The sequence below is a fragment of the Nannocystis pusilla genome (assembly GCF_020073745.1).
In the GTDB taxonomy this organism is placed as follows: domain Bacteria; phylum Myxococcota_A; class Polyangia; order Nannocystales; family Nannocystaceae; genus Nannocystis; species Nannocystis radixulma.
Genome location: NZ_JAIRAU010000011.1, coordinates 230655 through 255857 on the forward strand (window position 1 = coordinate 230655; position 25203 = coordinate 255857).

The 25203-nt window shown below is 72.3% G+C and carries 17 protein-coding genes; 13 read left to right on the top strand and 4 right to left on the bottom strand.

Annotation, left to right across the window (positions count from 1 at the left end; translation table 11 throughout):
• From pglZ to K7C98_RS12530, 6 genes are all read left to right on the top strand, one after another.
• Positions 1-2772: a BREX-2 system phosphatase PglZ gene (gene pglZ / locus K7C98_RS12505; RefSeq protein WP_224191849.1), complete on the top strand. Its 2772-nt coding sequence runs from the start codon at positions 1-3 to the stop codon at positions 2770-2772.
• A gap of 14 nt (positions 2773-2786) precedes the next feature.
• Positions 2787-4106, top strand: coding sequence for a BREX system ATP-binding protein BrxD (gene brxD, locus K7C98_RS12510; protein WP_224191850.1), 1320 nt, complete (start codon positions 2787-2789; stop codon positions 4104-4106).
• Between the two features lie 87 nt (positions 4107-4193).
• Positions 4194-5417 carry a hypothetical protein gene (locus K7C98_RS12515; protein WP_224191851.1) on the top strand — a complete coding sequence of 408 codons (1224 nt, stop codon included), beginning with the start codon at positions 4194-4196 and terminating at the stop codon, positions 5415-5417.
• The gene (locus tag K7C98_RS12520; RefSeq protein WP_224191852.1) at positions 5414-7534 is read left to right on the top strand and encodes a DEAD/DEAH box helicase; all 2121 of its coding nucleotides are present in this window, start codon (positions 5414-5416) and stop codon (positions 7532-7534) included. Before K7C98_RS12515 ends, K7C98_RS12520 begins: the two co-directional genes overlap by 4 nt.
• A 77-nt stretch (positions 7535-7611) precedes the next feature.
• A complete protein-coding gene (locus tag K7C98_RS12525) occupies positions 7612-7761 on the top strand; it encodes a hypothetical protein (protein ID WP_224191853.1) in 150 nt (49 codons plus the stop codon).
• A gap of 322 nt (positions 7762-8083) precedes the next feature.
• A complete protein-coding gene (locus tag K7C98_RS12530) occupies positions 8084-8914 on the top strand; it encodes a PP2C family protein-serine/threonine phosphatase (RefSeq protein WP_224191854.1) in 831 nt (276 codons plus the stop codon).
• A 54-nt stretch (positions 8915-8968) separates the two neighbouring features.
• Here K7C98_RS12530 and K7C98_RS12535 read toward each other — a convergent pair whose 3' ends face one another.
• The 3 genes from K7C98_RS12535 to K7C98_RS12545 all read right to left on the bottom strand — a co-directional run bounded on the left by K7C98_RS12535 (position 8969) and on the right by K7C98_RS12545 (position 13059).
• Positions 8969-10330, bottom strand: a complete 1362-nt coding sequence (locus K7C98_RS12535) for a pectin acetylesterase-family hydrolase (protein ID WP_224191855.1) — start codon at positions 10328-10330, stop codon at positions 8969-8971.
• A gap of 218 nt (positions 10331-10548) precedes the next feature.
• A complete protein-coding gene (locus tag K7C98_RS12540; RefSeq protein WP_224191856.1) occupies positions 10549-12027 on the bottom strand; it encodes a hypothetical protein in 1479 nt (492 codons plus the stop codon).
• A 549-nt stretch (positions 12028-12576) separates the two neighbouring features.
• Entirely contained in the window at positions 12577-13059 is a 483-nt protein-coding gene (locus K7C98_RS12545) for a DUF2127 domain-containing protein (protein WP_224191857.1), read from the bottom strand.
• A 187-nt stretch (positions 13060-13246) separates the two neighbouring features.
• Here K7C98_RS12545 and K7C98_RS12550 point away from each other — a divergent pair, with 187 nt between their 5' ends.
• Positions 13247-13915 carry a zinc metallopeptidase gene (locus K7C98_RS12550; protein WP_263429434.1) on the top strand — a complete coding sequence of 223 codons (669 nt, stop codon included), beginning with the start codon at positions 13247-13249 and terminating at the stop codon, positions 13913-13915.
• A gap of 109 nt (positions 13916-14024) precedes the next feature.
• On the top strand, positions 14025-15491 hold the full coding sequence (locus tag K7C98_RS12555) for a phospholipase D-like domain-containing protein (protein WP_224191858.1): 1467 nt from the start codon (positions 14025-14027) through the stop codon (positions 15489-15491).
• A 72-nt stretch (positions 15492-15563) separates the two neighbouring features.
• Here the strand turns inward: K7C98_RS12555 and K7C98_RS12560 are convergent, their stop codons facing one another.
• Complete coding sequence (locus tag K7C98_RS12560; protein WP_224191859.1) at positions 15564-16592, bottom strand: hypothetical protein; 1029 nt, start codon at positions 16590-16592, stop codon at positions 15564-15566.
• 468 nt (positions 16593-17060) lie between these two features.
• Between K7C98_RS12560 and K7C98_RS12565 the strand changes: the two genes are divergently transcribed.
• From K7C98_RS12565 to K7C98_RS12585, 5 genes are all read left to right on the top strand, one after another.
• Entirely contained in the window at positions 17061-18767 is a 1707-nt protein-coding gene (locus tag K7C98_RS12565; RefSeq protein WP_224191860.1) for a hypothetical protein, read from the top strand.
• Between the two features lie 166 nt (positions 18768-18933).
• The gene (locus K7C98_RS12570) at positions 18934-21093 is read left to right on the top strand and encodes a type VI secretion system Vgr family protein (RefSeq protein WP_224191861.1); all 2160 of its coding nucleotides are present in this window, start codon (positions 18934-18936) and stop codon (positions 21091-21093) included.
• A 3-nt stretch (positions 21094-21096) separates the two neighbouring features.
• Positions 21097-23244 carry a PAAR domain-containing protein gene (locus K7C98_RS12575; protein ID WP_224191862.1) on the top strand — a complete coding sequence of 716 codons (2148 nt, stop codon included), beginning with the start codon at positions 21097-21099 and terminating at the stop codon, positions 23242-23244.
• Positions 23241-24299, top strand: coding sequence for a hypothetical protein (locus K7C98_RS12580; RefSeq protein WP_224191863.1), 1059 nt, complete (start codon positions 23241-23243; stop codon positions 24297-24299). Before K7C98_RS12575 ends, K7C98_RS12580 begins: the two co-directional genes overlap by 4 nt.
• Positions 24296-25135: a DUF4123 domain-containing protein gene (locus tag K7C98_RS12585; protein WP_224191864.1), complete on the top strand. Its 840-nt coding sequence runs from the start codon at positions 24296-24298 to the stop codon at positions 25133-25135. Before K7C98_RS12580 ends, K7C98_RS12585 begins: the two co-directional genes overlap by 4 nt.
• Positions 25136-25203: the final 68 nt, after the last annotated feature.

Here is a 25203-nt window from a genome sequence, read left to right on the forward strand (position 1 = left end):
ATGCAGCCGCCCAGCCTCACCCTCTCCGCCCTCAGTCACCAGCTCGCGCGGATGTTCGCCGGCGGCCGCGAGCATCGGCCGCTGATAGCGATCCACGGCGTGTGCGACGACCCGCGCCCCATCGATCTCCCCGGCGTCGGTCGCTTCGAGGTCGTCCTCGCCGACTGCGAGCTCGGCCTGCGCCGGCTGCTCCACGAGCCGGGGCAGGCCGCGCCTCGGCGCACCGTGTACCTGGTGCCCTGGACCGCGCGGATCCCGCTCGACGTCGCCGGCTACTTCGCCCACGACGGCCGCGTCTTCCGCATCGACACCGAGGTCCGCGTCTCGCACCTCTTCACCGCCCCGTTCGAATCGATCGACCCCGAGGTGCTGTCGAGCAAGCTCGTCGCCTGGCTCCTCCGCGTGCCGCCGCCCGCCCCGCTGCCGAGCCCCGGCGGTCGCCTGACGTTCAAGGGCCTGTGGGACGCCTGGCTTCAGCACGAATGCGGCCTCGACCTCGACACCTCGGGCCTGAGCACCTTGCTCGCCTGGGCCGCCGGCAACGGTCTCGGACCTCGCCTCGCCGCCGCCCTCGCCCACGAGGCCGCGACGGGCGTGCAGTCCGAGCTCGAGGCCGTCCTCGCCCGCCGCCTCGGCGAGCCGGCCACCGCGATCCTTCGCGCCTGGCTGGCCGATCGCGGCGCGATGCTGCTCGGCTTCGCCATCCTCTGCGAGACCCTGGTCCCCAAGTCAAACCACGATCAATCGCTCCGGACCTGGCTCGCGCTCAAGGCCGAGGCGTTCCTCGGCGCCAAGGGCAAGGCCCAACAGCGCAGCGAGCTGCTGCACCGACTCGGCGAGCTCGCCGCGCCGACCCTCGGCGAGCTCCGCCGCGGCTCGCAACGCATCGCCCTGCGCACCGCCCTCGACGCCGCCGAGGCCCTCGCCGACGATCACGTCCGCCACGCGCTGATCGACAGCCGGCGCCTGCTCTCCTCCTGGCAGCAGCGCCTCGCCGCTCTCGGCCGGCTCTTGAGCCGCGCCGCCGCGGCACCGACCCACCAGCAGCTCGACCAGGCCATCGCCGTCCTGCGCAACCTCGAGCACCACGACCGCCCGCGCTACAGCCCCGACGGCCGCGCCGCCGGCGAGCTCGCGCGCGCCGAGGCCGGGGTCCGCCTCCTCGCCTGGCTGGTCGCGCGCGGCGAATCTCCGCATGTCCTCAAGGCCAGCCGCGCCGACGCGCTCGCGCGCTGGTACGTCGACGAGGGCGGCTACCTCGACAGCGCTCGCCAGACCGCGCGCGGCTCCGCCGGCGATCCGTTCGGCACTGGCGTCGCCGCCGTGGCCGCCCGTGTCGACGACGAGCGCCGCGAGCTCGACCACCGGTTCGCCCGCGCCCTCGTCGACAACACCGTCGGCGACGCCGCGATCCCGATCGTCGACGCCCTCGACGTCCTCGCCGTCCGCTTCCTCCACGATCGTCCCGCGCGCCGCCTGCTCGTCGTCCTGCTCCCTGCGATGGCGTGGACGCAGACGCTCGAGCTGCTCGCCTCGCTCGACGAGGACGCCTCGCGCTGGGGGCCGCTCGCGTGGCACGGCTTGCCCGAGGCGAGGTCAGGCGTGCCGTGTCCCGCGGTCCTCGCCGCGATCCCGTCCGTCGCCGCGATCTCCCGCAGCGCCCTGCTCACCGGCAAACCGGTGCCTGCAGGTTTCAATCCCGACCCCGGGGGCGACCGCAAGCGTCTCGCCGAACACCGCGGCCTCGCCCGCCTCTCGCCTGGCGGACCGCCGCCGCTGTTCCATCGCCGCGCCCTCGACGACTCCGCCGGCACCGAGGTGCTGGCGCAGATCCGCGACCCCCACGCGCGACTGGTCGGCGTGATCCTCGACGCCACCGACAGCGCGCGTGACCTCGAAGCGCCGCAGACCTCCGTCTGGCGCGCTCGCAGCATTCGGCCCCTGTTCGAGCTCCTCGACGCCGCGCAGGCCGCCGGCCGCGCGGTGCTCCTCGCCAGCGACCACGGGCACGTCCCCGCCGGCCGCCTGCAACCGACCGGAGAACGCAACCCGCGGGCCAGCTCGCGCTGGCGTCCGCGGCTGGCGGGCGCCGCTGTCCACGCATACGAGACCGCCTTCTCCGCCGACGATGCCTGGAGCCCGCGCGGCGCCCAGGGCGTCATCGTCGTGCACGACGAGGAGCACCGCCACACCCCGGCGAGCGCCTCGCCTGGCGAGAGCGGCGGCGCCACGCTCGCCGAGGTCGTCACTCCGATGTGCCTCCTCGGGTGGGAGGGCATGGACAGCGATCATGACGATCCCGCGCTGTCGATCCGCCCAGCCGTGCCGCCGCCGTGGTGGCACCTTCACCTCGAGCCGCAGCCGCCGCGAGAGACCCGTCGTTCGCGGCCGACCTCCAAGGACGTCGGCCCACAACTGCCACTATTGCCCGAAACGCCCGCCGCGCCGGCCTCGACCGGTGATTCGAATCACCCCACTCTCCGCCAATTGCTCGCATCGCCGATCTTCGCCGCCCGCGCCACCGAGCCGCGCCAGCGCGACCTCGCCAGGCGCGCCGTCGAGGCCCTGCTGGCCCTCGGCAACTCGGCGGAGGACAACGCCCTCGCGTCCGCGCTCGGCCTGCCCGCGCGGCGCGTCGCCGGCTTCATCGTCACGGCGAGCGAGGTCCTCAACGTCGACGGCTACGCGGTCCTGCAATACGACTCTCACAACCGCCGCGCCGAGCTCCACCTCGGGCGCCTGCGCCACTGCTTCGAGCTCGCGGGCGCGTGAATTTGGAGGCATCCGTGACCGAGATCAGCCTGCTCAAACGCCGCGAGATCATCGACGCGCTGCGGCGCGGCACCGTCCCCCACCACGGCCTCGAGACCTTCGCCGTCGGCCTCGATCGCTTCGTCGCCGTCCTCGACGAGGAGCTCGCCGACGTGGCGACCGGCGGCGCCGGCTTCAAGGCCATCCGCGGCGACTACGGCACCGGCAAGACCTTCTTCGCCCGCTGGCTCGAGCACCGCGCGCGCGAGCGCGGCTACGCCACCGCGCTGGTCCAGATCTCCGAGACCGACACCCCGCTCTACCGCTTCGAGACGCTCTACCGGCGGGCCCTCGAGTCGCTGCAGACCCGCGAGTGGACCACCGGCGCGTTTCGCTGCCTCATCGACCGGTGGTTCTTCGACCTCGAGGAAGAGGCTGCCCCCGGCATCGCCGACGACGACCTCGAGGGCATCGCTCGCGCGGTCGGCGAATTGCTCGAGCGGCGACTCGCCAGCATCAGCGCCACCCAGCCGCTGTTCGCCGCCGCCCTGCGGGCCATCCACCGCGCCCGCATCGCCGGCGAGCAGACCGTCGCCGAGGGCTTGCTCGCCTGGCTCATGGGACAGCCCAACGTCGGCGCCGACATCAAGCGCACCGCCGGTATCAAGGGCGACCTCGACCACCGCGGCGCCTCCGGCTTCTTCCGCGGCCTGCTCGCCGTCCTCCATCAGACCGACCGCAGCGGCCTCCTGCTCGTCCTCGACGAGGTCGAGACCATCCAGCGCGTCCGCGCCGACAGCCGCGAGAAGAGCCTCAACGCCCTCCGCCAGCTCGTCGACGACCTCGACTCGCGCGTCTACCCCGGGCTCTACGTCGTCGTCACCGGCACCCCACAGTTCTTCGACGGCCCGCAGGGCATCCGCCGCCTCCCCCCGCTCGAGCAACGGCTCCACACCGACTTCAGCGGCCCCGAGCGGTTCGACACCGGCCGCGGCACCCAGCTCCGCCTCGGCACCTTCGACGACACCAAGCTGCTCGAGGTCGGCCGCCGCGTCCGTGCCCTCTACCCCGCCAGGCACCCCGAACGCGTCGCCGCGCGCGTCACCGACGACACCCTGCGGCGGCTCGCGCACGGCATCACCGGCCAACTCGGCGGCAAGATCGGCGTCGCCCCGCGAGTCTTCCTCCGCAAGCTCGTCCTCGACCTCCTCGACAAGGTCGACGCCCACCCCGACTACGACCCCGCCCAGCACTTCCACCTCGTCGTCAGCGCCGGCGAGCTCACCGCGGAGGAGCGCGCCGCCGCGGGAATCGCCGCCCCCACGGTGGACGACATCCACCTCGAGCTGCCTTGACCGCCGCAATCGAGTGAGTTCACGCAGCCGCCCTGTTGCGCTCGCCTTGATCGTCCTCCGCGCGGAACGGCACCGAACCTAACGACAATGCCGCGACGACTCTCCGAAGATCAACGCCAACTCCTCGCATTCTTGCCCGACGATGGCTCCGCGATCAGCGGTTACGGCCTCATGGCCCAGCTCCAGGAGGCCGGCTGGCGTACCCGAGAGATCGAGCACGTCATGGGCGAGCTCCGCGAGCTCGGCGAGATCATCGTCGGCCGCGGCGGCTCCGGCGGCAGCATCCGCCACGTCCGCAACGACCGACGCGCCCTCCTCGACGCCATCGACGAGTTCGAGGCCGAGGGGACCGCGTGCACCCGCGCCACCTTGCAGAGCTACATGGAGTGGCACCCCGACTACCTCGAGCAGGTGCTCGACGCCCTGCTCGAGCAGGGCCGGCTCGAGGTCGGTCCCGGCCGCCGCGGCGCGATCGCTCGCGCTCAGAATGAAGACGCCGACGACGACCCGGCCCGCGACGCCCCCGCCGCGCAGGGCGACCCCGCGGAGGACGAGCGCCACTTGCTCGAGCTCATCCCCGAGACCGGCGCGATCGGCAACACCCGGCTGCGCAACGAGCTCGTCAATCGTTACGGCTGGGACGACGAGCGCTACTGGGAGACCCGCAAGCGCCTGCGCCAGCGCGGCCTCGTCGAGGTCGGACGTGGCCGCGGCGGCAGCCTGCGCCGCGTCCGCCTCGACACCGTCGTCCTCACCGACGAGGTGCCCGCTCCGGTCGAGCCCCGGCCGCCCGAGGTCCTGCGCGACGAGGAGATGCTGTGGCGCCGCCTGCCCGAGAACGGCGACGACGTCGAGCTCGGCAGCTTGCAAGGCCACTTCCAGTGGACCTCCACGCGCTTCTTCGCCGTCCTCGAGCAGTTGGTCGCCGATCAGAAGATCCATTGGCACAACTCCAAGATCAAGCGCCTCATCCCGACCCCCGCTCCGACCGAGGCCAGCGTCTCGCTGCCGGTACCTCCCGCCCAGAACCAGCGCAACGCCCTCTACGTGTTCGTCCTCGAGCGATTCGAGTCGACCTCGCTCAAGCGCTTCGTCGAGACCGCCCTCGACGCCGAGCGCGTCGCGCAGAACATCGTGTGGGAGAGCAACTACGCCGACGTCGTCCATCAGGTCTGCGACCAGCTGCGCCGCGCCGGCTACATCGATCCGCAGTTCTTTCACCTCCTCCGCGACCACTTCCGCCGCCTCCACCCCGAGATCGACGCGCTCGAACGGCTATGGCACACCCCCTCGCCGCCCGGACCGCGATGACCGCCTTCGACCGGCTCAGCGCCACACTCCAGCACCAGATCGTGCACCAACTCGGCTTTCGCCAGCTCCGACCCGTCCAGGACCTGGCGATCGACGCGATCCTGGACGGTCACAATTGCGTGGTGCTCGCCCCGACCGCCGGCGGCAAGACCGAGGCCGCGTTCTTCCCCGCGCTGTCGGCGATGGACAGCGACGATTGGCGCCCCGTCTCGCTGCTCTACCTGTCCCCGATCCGTGCTCTCCTCAACAACCAGGAGGCCCGCGTCCAGCGCTATGCCGGGCTCCTCGGCCGGCGCGCCTTCGTGTGGCACGGCGACGTCGGCCCCGCTCCGCGGCGGCGATTCCTCGCCGACCCCGGCGACGTCCTCCTCACCACCCCCGAATCGATCGAGGCCATGCTGATGAGCCCGCGAATCTCCACCGGCCGCCTCCTGTCGAGCCTCCGGTGCATCATCATCGACGAGGTCCACGCCTTCGCCGACGACGATCGCGGCGCGCACCTCTCGGCCCTGCTCGAGCGCCTCACCCGCCTCGCCGGCCGCGACCTCCAGCGCGTCGGCCTGTCGGCCACCATCGGCAACCCCGACGAGCTCCTCGTCTGGCTGCAAGGCAGCTCGCGCCGGCCCGCGCAGGTCATCCGCCCGCCCTCGGCCGCCGGCCAGCCGCAGCTCACCCTCGATTACGTCGGCGGCCTGACCAACGCCGCCCACGTGATCGAGCAGCTCCACCGAGGCCGCAAGCGCCTCGTGTTCGCCGACTCGCGTCGCACCGTCGAGGAGCTGGCGCAGCACCTCTTGCAGCTCGGGGTCACCGCCCACGTCGCCCACGGGTCGCTTTCGGCGGCCGCGCGACGGGAGGCCGAGCGCGCCTTCGAGAGCGCCCAGGACTGCGTCATCGTCGCCACGAGCGCCCTCGAGCTCGGCATCGACGTCGGCGACCTCGATCACGTGTTGCAGATCGACAGCCCCGCCCGCGTGGCCAGCTTCCTCCAGCGAATGGGCCGCACGGGCCGGCGCGCGGGGACCGTCGCCAATTGCACCTTCCTGACCACCAGCGAGGCCGCCACCTTGCAAGCCGCCGCCCTGCTCGACCTGCACGCTCGCGGGTGTGTCGAACCGGTGCGGCCGAGTCGGCGCGCCTTTCACATCCTCGCCCATCAGCTCCTCGCCCTCGCGCTCCAGCTCGGGGGCGCTCCCGCCACCGACCTGCTCGCCTTCCTCGGCCTTGCCGGTGACGATCCGCGCCGGGTCCCGTACGCCTTCGCCGACATCACCCCCGGCGAGGCCGCCGAGCTCGTCACCACCATGCTCGCGCGCGACATCCTCGCCGACCACGGCGGTCGCCTGTGGCTCGGACCGCGCGGGGAGCGGCTCTACGGTCGCCGTCACTTCGCCGAGCTGTACGCCGTCTTCAGCACACCGCGCCTCATCCGCGTCCACGCCCACGATCGCGAACTGGGCACCGTCGATGCCAGATTCCTCGAAACGCTCGGAGAATCGGGCGACCCCGCGACCTTCACACTGAACGGCCGCGCCTGGCAAATCACGAGCATCGACTGGTCGCGCGCGATCTGCCGGGTCGTCCCTGCCGATCGCGGCGGTCAAACGCGCTGGAGCGGCAGCCCTCGCCCATTGTCTGCCGCCCTCTGTCAATCGATGCGGCGGATCCTCTGCGACGACTCGGTGCCTCCGATCTGGTCGACGAGAGCTCGCAAGATCCTGGGAGAGCAGCGAGCGCTCCACGCATTCCTCCGCGACGAAGACGCGCCACTCCTGCGCGACGGGTCGGAGCTGTGCTGGTGGAACTTCGCCGGAGGCCGCACCAACCTCCTCCTCGCGCGGCTCCTCGAGGCGGAGCTCGGCGGCAAGGTGGTCGCTCGCGACGTCTCCCTGAGTTTTCGTCAGGAGGCCGGCGCCAGCGAGGCGGCCGTCCGCGAGCTGCTGACCCGCTGTACGGCTCAGGGGCGCCCGACCTTTGCGGACGCCCTCCGCTACGCCCCCAGCGCGATGTGCGGCCGGCTCTCCAAGTTCGAGCCGTGCCTGCCCGAACCGCACCTGACCTCCCTGCAGGCCGAGGCCCTCCTGGCCGACGCCCGGGCGTCCGCGAAAAAATTCTGAGCGACCCCGCGCGCGAGTGGGTCCTCGGGGCCCAGCCCCGCTCCCACTGCGACGACGCCACCCTCAAGGCCTGGCTCGTGCAGGCCTTCGACGTGCTCGACACCGCGGCCCTCGCCGGCCGCTGCCAGCACCTGCGGGCCCGCCTGCTCGCGCTGCGGCCCGACTTCGCCGCTCTGTGGCACCACCGGCAGCACCCGCGGCTCCACGCCCCCCGTTCCGCCTCGTGAGTCGATGAGGACATGTCCCATCGAACACATCGTCATTGCGCCTGCTCACGCCTATGCGCGGAATCGAACATTCATCGGTGTGCCTCTCGCCCGCGTCGTGGTGCGGCGAATGCGAGCGCCGCGCGCAACGCCGCACCCGCGCCATCGACGCCTCACGAAGGCGACCCGAGGACCGCAGGATCGGCGCACCACGTCGACGTTGCGGGTGGCGCCGACCTCGGAGCTCGCCGTGCGAGCGAGCCCGCCGCGGGCACGAGTTCGCGACATGCGAGGGCGGGCCGCGGCGATGCTCGCGCGCAGGCCGTGTTGTATCTTCCCCCGCGTGCGCACCCGTCATCACGGGGCCACCGACGTCGGGCGGCGTCGGAGCCAGAACGAGGACGCCTTCTTTGCCACCGACGAGCTCGGTCTGTTCGTCGTGTGCGACGGCGTCGGCGGGCGCGCGTGCGGCGAGGTCGCCTCGCAGGTGACGGTCGATCTCATCCGCGACTGGGTCGACCGCGAGGCCGCGCTGATCCAGGCCGCCGCCGACGAGGCCCGCATGGCGCGGCGCATGGTCGTGCACGGCCACGCGCACGACGGCCCGCAGATCCGCCTCGGGGCCGACACCGTCGCTCGCCTCGGCGCCCTCGTCCGCGGCGGCCTGCAGAACGCCTGCTACATGGTCCACAGCATGGCCGAGGTCGACGCGCGTTACTCCGGCATGAGCACCACCGCCTCGGTGGTGCTCGTCGCCGGCGAGCTGGCGATCGTCGGCCAGGTCGGCGATTCGCGGGTCTACCTCGGGCGCGGCGAAGACGTCCGCCAGCTCACCGAAGATCACACCCTGCTCAACATGCAGGTCAAGCAGGGCCTCGTCGAGGCCGACAAGGTCCGCGGGCGCAAGAGCTCGATCACCCGCGCGATCGGCCTGCGCGATCACGTCGAGGTCGACATCATGGCCTTCCCGCTGCAGCCCGGCGATCGCCTGCTGCTCTGCTCGGACGGTCTGCACGAGTACCTCGACCAGGCCGCCGACACCCTGATCGACCTGTTCCGGCTCGACCCGCGCGTCGCGGCCCCGGCGGCGATCCGCTACGCCAACCTCTGCGGCGGCAAGGACAACATCACCGCCCTGTTCGTCGAGATCGTCGAGAGCAGCCGCGGCCGTTGAGGCGCCGGCCGCTGCGAGACGGGCTGCCCCGAGGGACAGCCCGTCATTGACCGCTCACGGCCCGACGTGCCTCACCTCGCCGGCGATGACCTGGCCGACCCACTCCGACACCTGCACGCCGTCGACCGCGGTCGTCCAGAACGTCGGCGAGCGCAGCACCGTGTGGCCCAGGCCGAAGTTGTAGAGCACCTGCGTCTGGCCGACGTAGTACGTCGAAGCCGTGCTCTCGTGGTCGGCGCGCAGCGACAGCAGCCCGTCCTCGTAGACGTCGGCCGGGACGATGAGCGGCACCCCGCCGCAATTGTCGTGTTCGCCGTTGCCCCAGCCGAACGACATGAACGCGCGGATGATCGTGTCGGCGGTGTTGGAGAACAGGCCGAAGCGGATGTCGGGGTGCTTCTTGAGCGTGTGCGCGAGCACCCCGGTGGCGAAGTCGTCGGGGTCGGAGCAGTCGCCGCCGCACTCGGCGAGGATCGTCTGATCGAGGCCCCAGACCGCGCGGAACGTCTGCTGCAGGCACGGTGGGATGACCTGATTGCCGACCGGCGGCCCCGAGTCGTCGATCACGATCATCTGCGGCCCGGGGCCGAACGCCTCGGCCACCTGCACCGCGTTGAGCCCGGCCCCGAAGCCCCCGGCGCTGATCCCCGTCAGCAGCACGTTCTCGGCGTCGGCGAAGGTCGGCACCCACTGCTGCAGGTACTTCGTGATGTTGGTGTAGCCGCGGAAGTGCCGGACCTGGCCGCCGAGCATCGTGTCCTTGTCGCCGCCGTGGATGTCGCCCGTGCAGTACGGCACGTAGATCATGCTCCAGTCGGCGACCGGGTTGCCCGGGTTCGCGCGGTTGAAGATCCCGTCAGGCGGGGGGATGAACGGGATGTTGAACGCGCTGAAGTCACACGCGTCGTTGAAGCAGGCCCCGCCGCCCTCGAGGTAGATCATCACGTTCTTCGAGTCGGGGTTCAGGCTGATGCCGAAGCCCGCCGTGTCGCCGTTCATGCACCGGGTGCCCGGCACGGGGACGTACTTCCATTCGAGCGGCGGCACGTCGAGCGCGGGCACCTCGGTGCAATCGGCCAGGCAGCCGTCGAACTCGTCGTCGTTGCCGTCGTCGCACGCCTCGCCCGGCTCGACCGTACCGTTGCCGCAGCCCGGCGGCGGCGGCTCGATCGCCCCCGTGCTGCTCGAGTTCGAGTCCTGGCCGTGCGAACCGCTGCCGTCCTCCTCGGTCGTCGCGCCCTCGGTCGGCACCTGCCCGCTCGCCTCGCCGCTGCTGCCCGTGCTCGTGCTCGTGGCCGCCGTGTCGGAGTCCGACGAGCTCGCGCCGGGCGTCCCCGACGGATCTCCACAGCCGTGAACGACGAGGATGGTCGCCCCGCACAGCACGCGCGCGACCGGGGATGCGAGCCTTGTCATGTCGAACTCTCCTGGGCAGCCGGTTGACTGGTCACGACAGACCATCGTCCGCCCGCCGCGAGATTTCAAGGCGCGTCCGGCTCCTCCGCAAATGTCGGCACCCCCGGCGGCCGGGACCGGGCCTCCGCACGATAGATGTCTCTTGGGACATGTCCTCGGGGACTCGCCACGAGGCCGGCGAGGCGCCGCGGCCCCGTGGTCGCGCCGCCACAACGGATCTACGGGCTGAGGCGTGCGACCCACACGTCGCGACCGTCGACGCCCCCGTCGACCCCGCCGGCCGCGACCAGCGTGCCGTCGGGCGCCTGCCGCAGGCACCGCGCGTGACTGCTCCCCGCGCCGGCCCCGGCGATCGGCGTCGACCAGCGCGGCGTCCCGTCGGGCGCGAGGCGGCGCAGCCACGGCTCGCGCTGACCGGCGACGATCGTCGCGCCCGCGAACAGGAGGTCGCCGTCGTCGGCGCGGCTCAGCCCGTAGCACAGCGCGCCCGCGGCCTCGGGGCCCGCCTCGACCTCGGTCCACACCGTCAGGCCGTCGACGTCGTAGCGGCGGACGAAGCTCTTCCACGGCACGCTCTCGGCCGTCTCGTAACCGCACACGACCACCCCGCCGTCGTCCATCGCCACCACGCCGTGCAGATAATCGGCCTTGCTGTCGGCCCCGTTGTACAGGCGCGACCACAGCAGGTTGCCATCGGCGTCGTAGCGGGCGATCCACACGTTGTTGCTCTCGCCGGGCGCCGCCTCGTAGCCGGCGGCGTAGATGTAGCCGTCCTCGGTCACCGCGACCGCCTGCGTCGCGTCGTTGCTGCCGGCCGCCCCGTTGTAGGTCCGCGTCCACGACACGTCGCCGTTCGGCGCGTACTTGCGCAGCCACGTGTCGTTGCCCGCGTCGACCACCGCCGTCGACCCACCGACCAGCAGCCCGCCGTCGGGCGTGAGCACCGCCCCGCTGGCGACGTCGTTCAGCATCGCCGCGCCGGCGAACGTGCGCGTCCACAGCGGGCTGCCGTCGGCCGCGTGCTTGCGCACCACCACGTCGTTGCCCTCCATCGGCTCCTGGGCCAGGCCCGCGACGTAGACCGTCTCGGCGGCGTCGACCACGATCGCCCGCCCCTGATCGGCGAGCATCGCCGAGCCGGCGTAGCTCTGCGTCCACAGCTCCGCGCCGTCGGCCGCGTACTTGCGGATCCACCAATCGGTGTCGTCGGCGCCGACACCGACGAAGCCGATCACGTAGATCGAGTTGTTGCCGTCGACCGCACAGCCGAGCGCCTCGTCGGCGAGGCCGAGCATGCCGCCGTGCGTGGCCGACCACAGCACCTCGGCGGCCGGGTGACAGTCGGCGTTGCAGCCGTCGCCGTCGACGAGGTTGCCGTCGTCGCACAGCTCGGGCGCCTGCACAACGCCGTCGCCGCAGCCCGCGACGGGCCCGGTCGTGTCGGCGGTCTCGCTGTCCGGACCGGTCAGCGCCCCGCTCGTCGTCGTCGTGTCCGTCGAGGTCGTCGCGTCGCCCGGGCCGGTCGACGGCGCCCCGGTGCTCGTCGTGCCCGTCGGCTCGCCCGTCGTCGCCCCGTCGCCCGTCTCGCCCGTCGTCGTCGCCTCCGACGGCAACGTGCCCTCGTCGTCACGGCCCTGCCCGCTCGCACACGCGCCCACGAGCACGAGCGCGACGAGCCCCCCCTTCGTCCCCGGCATGGCCCATCCTACCGCGCACCGCCGGTCGATCGCACCGGGCGCGCATGTGCAGGCCACCCGAAGCGATGGGGCCGCGCCCGAGGCCGGCGCGCGGCCTCTCGCCGTCCCGCACGCGCCTTCTTAAAATTCGTCGAGGCCGGCGCCCGACCTCTCGCCGTCGCGCACGCGACTCCACGGAAGTCGTCGAGGCCGGCGCCCGACCTCTCGCCGTCGCGCAGCCACGACGCCATGGAAATCGCCGTCGCGCCTCGCCAGCCTGGCCGCGTGCCTCGCCGATGTCGCCACTCGGCGCGGGCGGCCCCTCGCCGCCGTTCACCCACACGTCATCGCGGACCTCGCCGAGGCCGCCGCCGTCGCACGCATCCGCGAACTCGCCTGCGCGATCGAGACCGCCCCTGCCTCGACCTCCTCCACGGGCGCGCACCCGCGATCACATGCCTGGACCGACATGTTTTTAAGGACATGCTGTTTCGTACCGCGACCGCACTCCGACCATTGCGACCGACCACGCGTCGAACCGGCAGTCTTGCGATTCGCCGGTCACCTGTATCATTTTGATACACCACGCCGCTTCAGCCGCGCGATCAGATAGAGCACGACCGCGAGGTTCAGCGCCAGCGCCGACACGCCCGGCGCGCTCGGGTAGCGCAGCAGGTGATGCGCCTCGAGCGGGACGAACGACAGCGTCGTCACCACCGTGATGTACTCGGCCCAGCGGCGCGCGCGCCACAGCCCCACGCCCTCGACCGCGAACACCGTCGCGTAGACGAACGACGCCGCAGCGAGCGCCGCCAGGCGCGAGGGGGCGACGTCGTCGAGCCGCCCGAGCAGATCCTGGGCGGCCACCCGCTCCGAGCGCAGCGACAGCGCCGCGACCCATTCCTGGGCCTGCTCGGCCACCTCCGGCCGCAGCAGCTCGCGCGCGCCGAGGCCGACGGTCACGAGCAGGGCCGTCTTGAAGAACTTGAACAGCGCGATCGCCCGCAGCATGCGGTCGTGGGCGCCGTGCTTCGGCCGGCTCGCCGCGGTCATCGTCCGCGAGCTTATGGCACGGGGCGCCGCGCCGCCGCGCTCCGCCGCACCGCCCCACCGGCCGCGCCCGCCCGCACATGCGCCGGATCACGCCGCCCCCGCCCCCACGCGCCGCCCCCGCCGCTCTTGCCCTCCGCCGCCCCCGCCTCATGTTGATCGGGCAATGTGGGCCTTCGATCCACAATACATGCTCTACATGGTACCCGGCCTGCTCCTGTCGCTGCTGGCCTCGTGGTACGTCAATTCCACTTTCCGCCGCTACTCGCAGGTCCCGCTGCAGGGCGGCCGGGGCGTCACGGGCGCGCAGGCGGCCGCCGCCGTGCTGGCGCAGGCCGGCGTCCGCGACGTCCGCATCGAGCCGATCGGCGGCGCGCTGTCCGATCATTACGACCCGGCGCACAAGGTCCTGCGCCTGTCGCCCGAGGTCTACGCCGGCCGCTCGGTCAGCGCCGCCGGCGTGGCCGCGCACGAGGCCGGGCACGCCATTCAGCACGCCGAGGGCTACGGGCTCATGCGCGTGCGCCAGGCCCTGGTGCTGCCGGCGCGGATCGGCTCGCAGCTGTCGTACATCGTCATCATCGCCGGCCTCGCGCTGCACATGCTCGGCCTGGCGTGGTTCGGCGTGTTCCTGTTCGCCGGCATCTTCCTGTTCGAGCTCGTCACCCTGCCCGTCGAGCTCGACGCCTCGGCCCGGGCGCGCCGGCGGCTGATGGCCGCCGGCCTGGTCAGCCGCGCCGACGACGAGGGCGTGAAGAAGGTGCTCGGCGCCGCCGCGCTCACCTACGTGGCCGCCCTGGTCGCCACCGCGCTGCAGATGCTGTACTTCGTCACTCGCGTCCGCGAAGCCGACCGCTGAGCCGCGACCCGAATCAGCAGACCCGGCCGCCGCGGCGGATTTCGCGGTGGAGACAATCCTGGCGCGCCGCCGCCGGCGATGCGACGCTTGCCATTGCGAGGCGGCCCTCATGTCATTGTCCCCCCTGCGAATCGCCTGGCTCGGCGCGACCGCGCTGGCCTGTGATCCGCTCGAGCCCGTCGCCGTCCGCGCCGACGCATCGCCGGCCACCGAGCGCGTCAGCGACGTCGTCTTCTCGCCCCAGCCCGCGGCCGACAGCCACAATCGCCGCGTCGAGCAGCTGATCGGCGAGGCCGAGCGCACCCTCGACATCGCCATGTACTCGCTGTCCGACGCCGGCATCCAGGCGGCGCTCGCGGCCGCGGTCGCGCGCGGCGTCGAGGTGCGGTTCCTGTTCGAGACCGCCAGCGCCGACCGCAAGCTCACCGGCGAGGCCCGCCAGCGCTCGAAGTCCGGCAAGCTCGAGCAGGACGGCGTCGACGTGCGCTGGGTGAACAAGATCATGCACCACAAGTTCATGATCGTCGACGGCCCGCGCGACGCCCTCGACGCCGCGGACCTCGGCTTCCTCGTCACCGGCAGCGCCAACTGGTCGCCGGGGGCCGCCACGTTCTACGACGAGAACACCCTGTTCCTGCGCGGCCATTCCGAGCTGATGCTGCGCATGCAGCGGGAGTTCGAGCACCTCTGGACCCACTCCCGCGATTTCGTCGGCGACCCCGGGCTCGCCAGCCGGCCGTCGACCTTGACGATCGACGACGCCACGATCGCCGACGAGCCCGACACCCACGTCCACTTCACCTCGGCCAACTTCGACGTGCGCGGCGGCGACACCTTCGTCGTCAACGGCGGCGAGGAGATCGGCGACGCCCTCGTCGCCGCCATCGCCGGCGCCCGCCGATCGATCCACCTGGCCTCGGGCCATTTGCGGCTGCGCGCCGTCGCCGAGGCGCTGATCGCCCGGGCCGCGGAGGACCCACCGCTCGACGTCCGCGTCTACCTCGACGGCCAGGAGTTCATCGCCGCCTCGACCCACGAGAAGCAGGTCGACGCGCTCGCGGAGTGCCTCGCGGCCGCCGGCGACGACCCCGCGGAGCGGCGCGAATGCAACGACCGCGGGTTCCTCTACGGCTACCTCGTCGGCGCGGCGGGCGTGGCCGTCCGCTACAAGTATTACGCCTACCGCTGGCACGCCAGCTACGCCGAGCAGATGCACCACAAGTACATGATCGTCGACGGCGACGAGCTGTGGACCGGCAGCTACAACCTGTCGAGCAACGCCGAGCACAACACCTTCGAGAACATGCTGGTGTTCCGCGGCCCCGCCGCCGCGGAGCTCGTCGACCGCTACGAGGACAACTTCGCCGCGATCTGGGACACCGGCCGCGACGACGGCGCGCTCGCGGCCCTCCACGCGGAGCTCGCCGCCGGCGGCGCGGTCCCGCTGGTGTTCCCGGCGATGGCCCTGACGCACCCCGAGGTCGACGACCTCAAGCGGCAGATCCGCGACGCGTGCCCCGCCGTCGACAGCCCCGACTTCCGCGCCCGCCCCGAGGCCCACCGCCGCTGCGAGTGAGCGGATCACGTTGGTCTTTTGGACATGCTCCTGTAGACATGTCCTTCCGGGCATGTCTCATTCGACATGTCCTCAAGTCTCTACCCGGCACCGCGTGTCTTCGTGGACCACGTGGGGGGTCGCGAAGATCCGGCGCAGCCTCGTCACCTCCGCGATCAGCTCGGCGGCGAAGTCCGCGTTCCCCACCGCCGCCGCCGCCAGCCGGGCCGCGACGGCCCCCGCGGCCTCGCTCCCTTCGGCGCGCGGCGGGTCGGCGACGCGCGCCCGGAGCGTCGAGAACAGCTCCGGCATGTCCAGCCGCAGCGGGCCCCCGCGTGCCCCGGCCCGCGTCGCGCCCCCGTCCCGATACGGCGTCCCGCTCGTGCGCTGCGACGAGCCATCGTCCGCCACGAGCATCGCGCGCCAGACCATCGACTCGACGGTGTGCGGCGCCGGCCAGCCCTCGCCGGGGCGCACGTGCCAGACGTCCCGCGTTTTTGCCAGGACGTCCTGCGCCTCGTCGTGCCCCTTGGGGCGGCACCAGGACTGCAACGTCACGCGTTCGAGCTGAACCACGCCTCCCCCCGCGAGGTGCAGCACCGCGGCGAGCACGAGCACCGCCTCGCCGGCGAGCGACCCGGGTTTGTCCACGGTCCCCGGCGGCAGCAGCGGCTCGAGCGCCCGCGCCACCGCCGACGCCCCGGCCGCCTCGACCTCCACCGCGCTCGGGGCGGTCCCCGCGAGCGTCAGCGGCGTGATGCTCACCACCCGCGTGCCGTGGCTGGCGATCACCCGTCCGAACAACGACTCGACCCGCCCGAGCAACGACTCGTCGGCGCCGCAGAACGCCCACTCGCGCCCGAACGACTGCACTCCCCCCTTGAGGAACACGCCGATGAGCACCATCACGAGCGCGAGGACGACGCTCATCAGCGCCATCGCGATGGCCTCGTCCACCGTCCGCGAGTCGTCCAGCGCCGTCGTGACGATGAACCACACCAGGGCCGCGCCGCAGAACACGAAGACGCTCGCGCTCCACAGCGTCACGAACACGAGGAACAGCCAGCCGAGTACGCTGCTCGGCCCCGGCGATTCAGCGGCCTCCCACGCCAGCGCGACCATGCTGCCCCCGCAATGGCGGCAGAGTGGCCGCTCGGACAGTCCGCCGCAGCGCGCGCAGAAATTGCCAGCCCACGCCGGCGGCCCCACCGGGACGAAACGCCTCTCGAACTCGCGCCGGGCTCGTGGCACCGCGCGACGATACCGCGTCACGCGCGACCCGTCGACCGCGCACCCCCGGCCCGCCGACCTCACCTCGCCTGACGTCGCCGACGATTCGCCGGCGTCACCAGCACCCCTTCGCCGAGCCGGGCCTGGCGCGCGAGCGACTCGTCGACCGCCTCGTGCCGGCGACGCCGACGAGCGCCTCGCCGTCGTCCGGCAGAGCGCCGGCCGGGCGGCGAGATCGCCGAGACCATCGTCCTCGCCGGCGACGACCACACCCTCGTCGCGCACGAGTCGCTGTTCCCCGCCCCCCGAGCGCGCGCCGGCACACGTCGCCGTCCCCGCGCTCGGCTATCCTCGGGGCCGATGCCCCTGCTCCGCCGCCGGCCGCAGATCCAGCTGTACACGCCGCGCGTGGTGGTGCCGGAGCGGCTGTTCGTCGCGCGGGTGGTGCTGCGCTGCCACGAGCCGGTGCCGCTCGACTTCGTCGACATCGAGCTGCGCGGCGTGGTCGAGCCGTTCCAGGCCGACAGCGAGTTCGGCACCACCCACAAGCCGCGGGTGTTCCTGCGCCGGCGCGCCCGCGTGCGCGAGGCAGGCCGGCTCGACGTCGGCGAGCACCACGCCAGCGTCACCTTCCAGCTGCCCGCCGGCGCGCCCGTCAGCTACGTCGGCGCCTCGTACCGGATCGCCTACACCTACCACGTGCACGCCAGCGTGCCGTGGTGGCCCGACGCCCGCGCCGAGTTCGTCGCCCTGGTCGAGAGCGCCCCGCCGCTCGCCTCGAGCCCGCCGGCCACCCGCGTGTTCGCCTCCGGCCCCGCGCAGGGCACCGCGCCGCAGTTCGAGCTGTCGCTCGGCACCAACGTCGTCGGCCCCGGCGAGTCGCTGCGCGGCGCGATCGCCCTCGCCAACACCCGCCACCACGCCTACGGCCAGGCCACCCTGGCCCTCGTCGCCTTCGAGAGCACCGACAGCTTCCTCGGCCGCACCGTCCGCCAGCACGAGGTCTGCCGCTGGACCCTCCCCGCCGACCGCCTGCGCGACGCCGAGTCGCTCGCCTTCTCCTTGCAGCTGCCGACCGACCTCGTCGCCGGCTTCGACCACGGCGGCGTCGCCCTCTCGTGGTACCTCCACGCCCGGGTCGACGTCCCGCGCGCGCGCGACCCCGAGGTGTGGATCGCCCTCACCGTGGTCGGCCGCCGCGAGTCCGCGCTGGTCGAGGAGCACGCCCCCCTCGCCGTCGGCACCCGCCGCGTCGAGGCCCTCTGGCGCGAGGTCGCCGCCCGCAGCGGCCTCGCCTGGGAGGCCGGCGCGATGCACGGCGGCCTCGCCGGCGCCCGCCTGCGGATCTCCCGCGAGCACGTCGACGGCCGCGGCGCCGTCGCCGTCGCCCGCCTGAGCGTCCCCGACCTCGGCCTCGGCCTCGCGCTGGTCGCCGGACGACTTGTCTCCCGGGACATGTCGCAAACGACATGCCTCGAAGAACACGTCGGAAAGTTGCTGCTGCAGCGCCCGCCGAGCGCCGCCACCGACCACGGGCTGGTGTTCGCGGTCGACGACTCGGGCCGCGACGCCGGGCAGCTGCAGCGCTTCGTCGAGGAGGTCAAGGCCGTCGCGGTCGCGCTCGCGGCGGCGCGCGAGGCGATCCCGGCCCCGGCGGTGATGGCCGCGCTGGTGCCCGCGTGGGAGCGCGCCGCCGGCCGGCTCGGCGGTCGCCTGCAGCGCGCGGGCATGGCGATCGCCGGCAGCTTCGACGGCCTCCCCGTCGCCGTGCGCACCGAGTGGGACGGCCCCGGCCGGCCGCGTCGCACCGTGTTCGAGGTCCGCCCCGCGGTCGCGATCGACCGCCGGCACCACCTCGTGTGGCGCGCCGACGAGGGCCCGGCGCCGACCAGCGAGCTCCCGCTCGCGCCGCTGTGCGCCGGCGCGAGCGAGATCGAGATCGACGGCGCCGCGATCCGCCTCGCCCTCGACGCCCCCCTCGCCGATCCGCTCGCGCACCTCGACCGGCTCGCCGCGCTCGTGGTCGTCGGCAAGCACGTCGAGGGCCGCCGCGGCCACTATCGCTGACGCGCCGGCGGCCTCCCGGCCCGGGAAACCCCGGCGCCGGCATCGCGCTCCAAGGCCATTTGCGCGCACATAAACGGCGTTCCCGGCTACCTGCGGCCTTGTTCCCCCGGCGCCCCTTCGGCTACCGTCGCCGCCTCGTTCGCCGCGCTGGTCGGGGAGGGGTCGGATGGCAGGGCTCGCGTCAATTCTCGCGCTGATCGGCAACCGGCCGGTCTACACCTTCACCGTCGACGGCGCCGACGCGCCGCTGCGGGTGCTGCGGTTCACCGGCCACGAGGGCGTGAGCGCCCTCTACGAGTTCCGCGTCGAGCTCGCCTGCCCGCACATGCTCGAGGTGCAGCAGCTCGTCGGCCGCACCGCGGTGCTCACGATCGAGGGCGTCGACGAGCCGCGGTTCGTCCACGGCATCGTCGCGCAGTGCGAGTACGTCGGCGAGAGCCGCGAGTTCGCGCTGTTCGCCGTCACCCTGGTGCCGCGGATGTGGCGGCTGACGCTGCGCCAGGACTGCCGGATCTTCCAGGAGCAGCGCACGCCCGACATCATCCGCGGCGTGCTCGAGGTGGCCGGCTTCAAGCAGAGCATGTTCCGCTTCGACATCGTCGGCGCGTACCAGCCGCGCAACTACTGCGTGCAGTACCGCGAGAGCGACTGGGACTTCATCAGCCGGCTGCTCGAGGAGGACGGCCTCTTCTACTACTTCGAGCACGAGGAGGACCGCCACGTCCTCGTCATGTCCGACCACAAGGGCACCCACCGCCCGATCGCCGGCGACGCCGAGGTGTGGTGGAACCTCGCCGACGGCGCCGTCGAGGACCGCGAGCACATCCACGAGTTCCGCTTCGGCGAGCAGATCCGGTCGGGCAAGGCCAGCCTGCGCGACTTCTACTTCCCGACGCCCGACGCCGCGATGGAGGTCCGCGCCGAGGCCAAGCAGGACCCCGACCTCGAGGTCTACGACTACCCGGGCGAGTACCGCTTCGCCTCCGGCAACGACCCCGACCGCGGCGCCGGCATCGCCAAAAACCGGCTCGAGGCGATGCAGGCCACCCGGCGCAGCGGCGCCGGCAAGGGCGACTGCATGCGCCTCGTCCCCGGCTACGCGTTCACGCTGGCCAATCACCGGCGCAGTGAGCTCAACGGCGACTACACCCTGCTCACCGTGCACCACCGCGCCGAGCAGCCGCAGGTGCTCGACCAGGACGCCAGCGCCAGCGCCGGCGCCTTCGTCTACGAGTCGCGCTTCACCTGCATCGAGCGCGCCGTCGTCTACCGCCCGCCGCGGACCACCCCGCGGCCGTTCGTGCGCGGCCTGCAGTCGGCCGTCGTCGTCGGCCCGCCCGGCGAGGAGGTCCACGTCGACGATCAGGGCCGCGTCATGGTCCAGTTTCACTGGGACCGGCAGGGTCGGTTCGACGATCACAGCAGCTGCTGGATCCGCGTCAGCCAGCTGTGGGCCGGCGCCGGCTGGGGCGCCATGTTCATCCCGCGGATCGGCCACGAGGTCCTGGTCGACTTCCTCGAGGGCGACCCCGACAAGCCGATCATCACCGGCCGCGTCTACCACGGCAACAACCACGTCCCCTACCCGCTGCCGGCCGAGAAGACCAAGAGCACGATCAAGTCGGAGAGCTCGCTCGGCGGCGGCGGCTACAACGAGTTCCGCTACGAGGACCTCAAGGGCTCGGAGCAGATCTTCATGCACGCCGAGCGCGACCTCGACATCCACGTCAACCACGACCGGATGGAGAACGTGCTGCACGACCGCCACCTGCGGGTCGGCGACGCCGTCAACGGCGAGAAGGTCGGCGACTTCAACGAGCTGGTGATGCGCGACCGTCACATCCGCATCGACCGCCACCGCCACGAGCACGTCGGCGGCGACGCCTACGTCCACGTCGGCGGCATCGACGGCGACGGCAACCAGCACGTCATCATCGACAAGAACCAGTACACCCTCGTCCACGTCGACCGCCACGACCACGTCGAGGGCTCGGCGATGGCCAGGGTCGACAAGACCACCTCGCTGACCGTCGGCGACGAGGCGCACCTCAAGGTCGGCAGCAAGACCGCGATCGAGTCGGGCGCCGAGGTCCACGTCAAGGCGCCGACGATCGTCATCGAGGCCGGCCAGGGCATCACCGTCAAGGGCCCCGGCGGCTTCATCACCATCGACGCCTCGGGCGTGGTCATCCAGGGCCGCCTGGTCAAGGTCAACAGCGGCGGCGCGGCGCTGTCGGGCAGCGGCTGCAGCCCCGTCGAGCCCGAGGACGCGCGCCCGGCCGAGCCGCTCTCGCCGCGCCCGGCCGACCGCGGAGCGGAGACCTGAGCCATGCCGCCGAGCGCACGCATCACGGACGGACACACCTGCCCCGTGCACGGCGGCGGGCCGGTCTGCGTCGGCGACGCCACGATCATCGTCGGCAACGTCCCGGCCGCGCGGCTCGGCGACGGGCTCATCTGCCCGTGCGGCCCCGACCTCATCTCGCAGGGCGAGAACACGGTGATCTTCGGCAACATGCCGGCCGCGCGCCTCGGCGACGCCACCGCCCACGGCGGCGCGCTGGCGCAGGGCTGCCCGACGGTGCTCATCGGCTCGACCGCGCAGACCGAGGCGCTGAAGACCGACAAGCCGTTCTGCGAGAAGTGCCCGTACGAGGACCTGCCGCCGGAGCTCGAGGGCTTCCCGCCGGTCATCATCGACGCGCACATGCACATCCAGAGCGGCAACTGCGCCCCGCTGCCGCCGCTGCGGGCCAAGGCCATGGGGATCCGCATCGACCGCGGCACCGTCAACTTCATGGCCGGCGTGCCGATCCTCAGCTCATTGATGGTCGGCGACATGGGGGAGGTCGCGCCCGAGCCGACCCACGTGGTCGGCGAGCGCCTCATCAGCGAGAACAACGGCGTCGACTTCCTCGCCGGCGGCGCCGGCGGCTACTTCGTCGGCATCTCGATCGTCCTGACGATGGACATGGACTTCTGCCACCTCGACGGCTACGACGGCCTGCACATCTATCAGGAGGACGAAGAGGGCCGCCGCTGGTACGCCAACCGCAAGAACGCCACCCAGCGCTACGAGGATTGCTCGCGCGTCTACCTCGACTCCAACGAGGACCTGCCGATGGACGCCGAGGAGAAGGACCCGCAGGCGCAGGAGGAGCCGCTCGAGAGCTCGCGCCAGTTCGACCGCTACCTCAAGGACCAGCGCTCCAATTGCTACGAGACGTGGCGCCAGCAGCGGCGCCGCACCGAGATGGTCGCCGCGCAGAACCCCCTGCGCCTGCTCCCGCTCTACCACTACGAGCCGCGCCGCTACATCACGCTCGAGGCCCCCGACGCCCCGTTCAAGCACCTGGTCGAGAACGGCGGCATCTACGTCGGCCTCAAGATGTACACCTCGCAGGGCTACATGCCGAAGGAGTCGACCGAGCGCGGCAAGAAGACCGGCGACGTCACCCGCGCCTTCTTCAGCCGCCTCGCCGGCGAGGGCCTGCCGCTCCAGACCCACTGCACCCCGGAGGGCTGGTACACCCACCACCGCAAGCTCTACGTCGACCTCGCCACCGACGCCGTGCGCGACCAGTACAGGCACCCGATCTCCGGCGACCTCGACGACGACGAGCGCATGCAATACTTCCAGGAGCACTTCGTGCACCCGGAGGCGTGGCGCTTCGTCATGCAGGACAACCCGTCGCTGCGGCTGTGCCTGGCCCACTGGGCCTCCGACGACAAGCTGTGGCGCGACTCCGTCGCCGACTTCAAGAAGCCGGCCATGACCCGTGCCGAGCTGCGCGAGTTCCAGAAGTGGGCGATCGGCCGCGCCGGCAACCGCTACCACCGCAACCTCCACGAGCTGTGGCCCGAGTCGCCCTACGGCAAGAGCCACGCCATGCCGTCCGTCGACGCCAACGGCAACGTCTACGCCAAGAGCTGGATCCGCAGCATCGTCGAGATGTGCGGCGAATACACCAACTTCTACACCGACCTCTCGTACCTGCCGATCTTCAAGGAGTTCGCGGCGTGGGGCGGCGAGAAGACGCCCTACTGGCACACGCTCGTCGAGATCTTGCGCGACCACCCGCACATGGTCGACAAGCTGATGTTCGGCACCGACTGGTACATGATCCTGATGGACAAGCTCGGCTACCGCAAATGGTACGAGGACACCATCAAGGCGCTCGAGGAGGTCTCGAAGGCGCTCGAGGGCCAGTTCAGCGCCCACTTCCTGTTCCACCAGTTCGCGCTCATCAACCCGATCAAGTTCTACCGGCTCGACAAGATCGTCGACAAGCTCAAGGACAACTTCACCGCCGCGATCGGCCGGCTCGACGGCGGCGACAAGGCCAAGATGCTGTCCGACCTCGAGCGGCGCCACCAGGTGCTCGCCGCCGCCTGCGACCAGGCGCGCATGACCAAGATGCAGACCGCGGTCAAGCAGGGCCCGCTGCGCTTCACCGGACCGGAGGGCTGGCTGTGATCGTCAGCCCCGGCCCCGAGGTCGAGCGCCGCGAGCTGCTCGCCGTCGCCTTCCACAACTACCCGCTCGACGACGCCCTCGTCGCCTGCGTCGTCCCCGTCGGCACCCCCGGCGGCGCGGCCGTGATCTCCTATGAGAACGCCCTGTGCTCGCTCCACGTCGACGAGCACGGCGCCGCCATCCGCGAGCTCGTCACCGACGTCGTCCCCGCGATCGCCAGCGGCGACCTCGCGCCGATCCGCCCGGCCGCGCCCGGCCGCGCCTGCACGTATCTGCAGAGCCGGCGGATGGTCCGCTACGACCTCGACCAGCGGGCCACCCAGCAGCTCCGCATGGTCAGCGGCGACAACGTCGTCATCGCCGGCATCTGGCTCTCGGGACAGGAGAACCGCCTCGCCGTCCAGGTCGAGGACACCAGCCGCTACGACGACGGCGGCCTGGTGCTCGGGCGCGTCGAGGTGTTCGAGCGCGCGAGCGGCCGCCGCCTCGGCGCCGCCTCGCTGCCGAAGGCCCGCGCCGCCGGCCAGGGCTGGGCCGCCGGCGCCGGCGTGGTGGCGATCGCCGAGCGCGGCGGCCTCACGGTGTTCGGCGCCGACATGAGCCCGATCGCCGATCACCCGCTCACCCGCGCCGCCCGGGCCGCGCTCGCCGAGGCCGGCGCCAGCGAGGTCCACGCGCTGCGGATCCATCCGACGCTACCGATCGCCATGCTCGCCGCCGGCACCGCCGACATGATGGGCGTCCGCGACTTCGTCCTGCACCGGATCACCTGGACCGAGACCGGCGCGTTCGAGGTGCGGCGATTCGCCAAGCTGCACGCCGTCGGCGACCTCGCCTTCGGCGCCCACGCCCCCGCCGGCGACGCCCTCGACGTCCGGATCAGCACCGGCGGCGTCACCTGGATGATGCTCGCCGTCGGCCCGCGCACCCTGCTCGACCTCGGCCCCTCGCGCGGGCTGCAGGGCGCGGTCTGGTCGGGCCCCTCGCGCTTCCTCGCGTTCGAGCGCGCCGGGGCGCAGATCGTCGTCTTCACGCTGCCCCAGGGAATCGCATGAGTCGGCCGCGCCGCGGCATCGTCGAGCTGTGCTGGGGCCCGCAGCAGGGCTCCAAGGCCGTCATCACCCCCGGGCAGCGCTGGACGATCGGGCGCGACCCGTCGGCCACGCTCTCGCTCGCCGACGAGTCGCTCGCCCCGACCCACGCCGCGATCGAGTGGGACGGCGAGCGCGCGCGGCTCTACCACCTCGGCGGCGAGGCGCTGACCTTGCTCTCGGGACAGGCGGTCACCACCGCCGCGCCGATCGAGCACGGCGAGTGGATCCGCGTCGGCGCCGTCGATCTGCTGTTCCACGTCGAGGCCCTCACGCCGACCCCGTGGTCGCGCGAGCCGGACGACGAGGCCGCGGCCGCGCGGGCCCTCGCCGGGCTGCAGCGCGTCCCGGGCCAGCTGTTCGCCGTGCTCGACACCGGCAGCGAGCCGCGGATCGCCGAGCTCGTGCGCGAGTCGGTCGCCCCGTGGCGCTCCCTGTTCGACGGCGTCGAGGGCGCCCGCCTGCAAGAGGCCGCCCCGCACGTGGTCAACGTGTCCGCCGACCCCCGCCTGCGCGACGACCTCGTGCGCGAGGGCTGGGGCTATCGCTGGGGCGTGTGGCTCGTCAGCGACAAGTCGCTCCACGAGGTGCGGCAGCACCTGCGAAAGTTCCTGCTGGTCCAGCGCGAGGGCACCCCCGAGCCGACCTACTTCCGCTTCTACGATCCGGGCGTGCTGCGCGTGTTCCTCGAGTCGTGCACCCCGGCCGAGCTGACGCAGTGGTTCGGCACCGTGATCCGCTGTCACATCTGCGAGGACATCGACGACCCATCCGGCTGGTGGCGCCTCGACGCGCGCTGAGCCGGCGAGGACCTCCGCGGCGCGCGCGAGCGACAGCGCAGGTCGGGTCGCTCGGATGGAACGCTCGA

What these genes read in the sequence shown, in the direction of transcription:
- K7C98_RS12540 (WP_224191856.1), bottom strand. Translation starts at nt 12,027, where the DNA reads ATGCCGGGGACGAAGGGGGGGCTCGTCGCGCTCGTGCTCGTGGGCGCG.
- K7C98_RS12570 (WP_224191861.1), top strand. Translation starts at nt 18,934, where the DNA reads ATGGCAGGGCTCGCGTCAATTCTCGCGCTGATCGGCAACCGGCCGGTC.
- K7C98_RS12550 (WP_263429434.1), top strand. Translation starts at nt 13,247, where the DNA reads ATGCTCTACATGGTACCCGGCCTGCTCCTGTCGCTGCTGGCCTCGTGG.
- K7C98_RS12560 (WP_224191859.1), bottom strand. Translation starts at nt 16,592, where the DNA reads ATGGTCGCGCTGGCGTGGGAGGCCGCTGAATCGCCGGGGCCGAGCAGC.
- K7C98_RS12565 (WP_224191860.1), top strand. Translation starts at nt 17,061, where the DNA reads ATGCCCCTGCTCCGCCGCCGGCCGCAGATCCAGCTGTACACGCCGCGC.
- pglZ (WP_224191849.1), top strand. Translation starts at nt 1, where the DNA reads ATGCAGCCGCCCAGCCTCACCCTCTCCGCCCTCAGTCACCAGCTCGCG.
- K7C98_RS12575 (WP_224191862.1), top strand. Translation starts at nt 21,097, where the DNA reads ATGCCGCCGAGCGCACGCATCACGGACGGACACACCTGCCCCGTGCAC.
- K7C98_RS12535 (WP_224191855.1), bottom strand. Translation starts at nt 10,330, where the DNA reads ATGACAAGGCTCGCATCCCCGGTCGCGCGCGTGCTGTGCGGGGCGACC.
- K7C98_RS12555 (WP_224191858.1), top strand. Translation starts at nt 14,025, where the DNA reads ATGTCATTGTCCCCCCTGCGAATCGCCTGGCTCGGCGCGACCGCGCTG.
- K7C98_RS12545 (WP_224191857.1), bottom strand. Translation starts at nt 13,059, where the DNA reads ATGACCGCGGCGAGCCGGCCGAAGCACGGCGCCCACGACCGCATGCTG.
- K7C98_RS12520 (WP_224191852.1), top strand. Translation starts at nt 5,414, where the DNA reads ATGACCGCCTTCGACCGGCTCAGCGCCACACTCCAGCACCAGATCGTG.
- K7C98_RS12515 (WP_224191851.1), top strand. Translation starts at nt 4,194, where the DNA reads ATGCCGCGACGACTCTCCGAAGATCAACGCCAACTCCTCGCATTCTTG.
- K7C98_RS12585 (WP_224191864.1), top strand. Translation starts at nt 24,296, where the DNA reads ATGAGTCGGCCGCGCCGCGGCATCGTCGAGCTGTGCTGGGGCCCGCAG.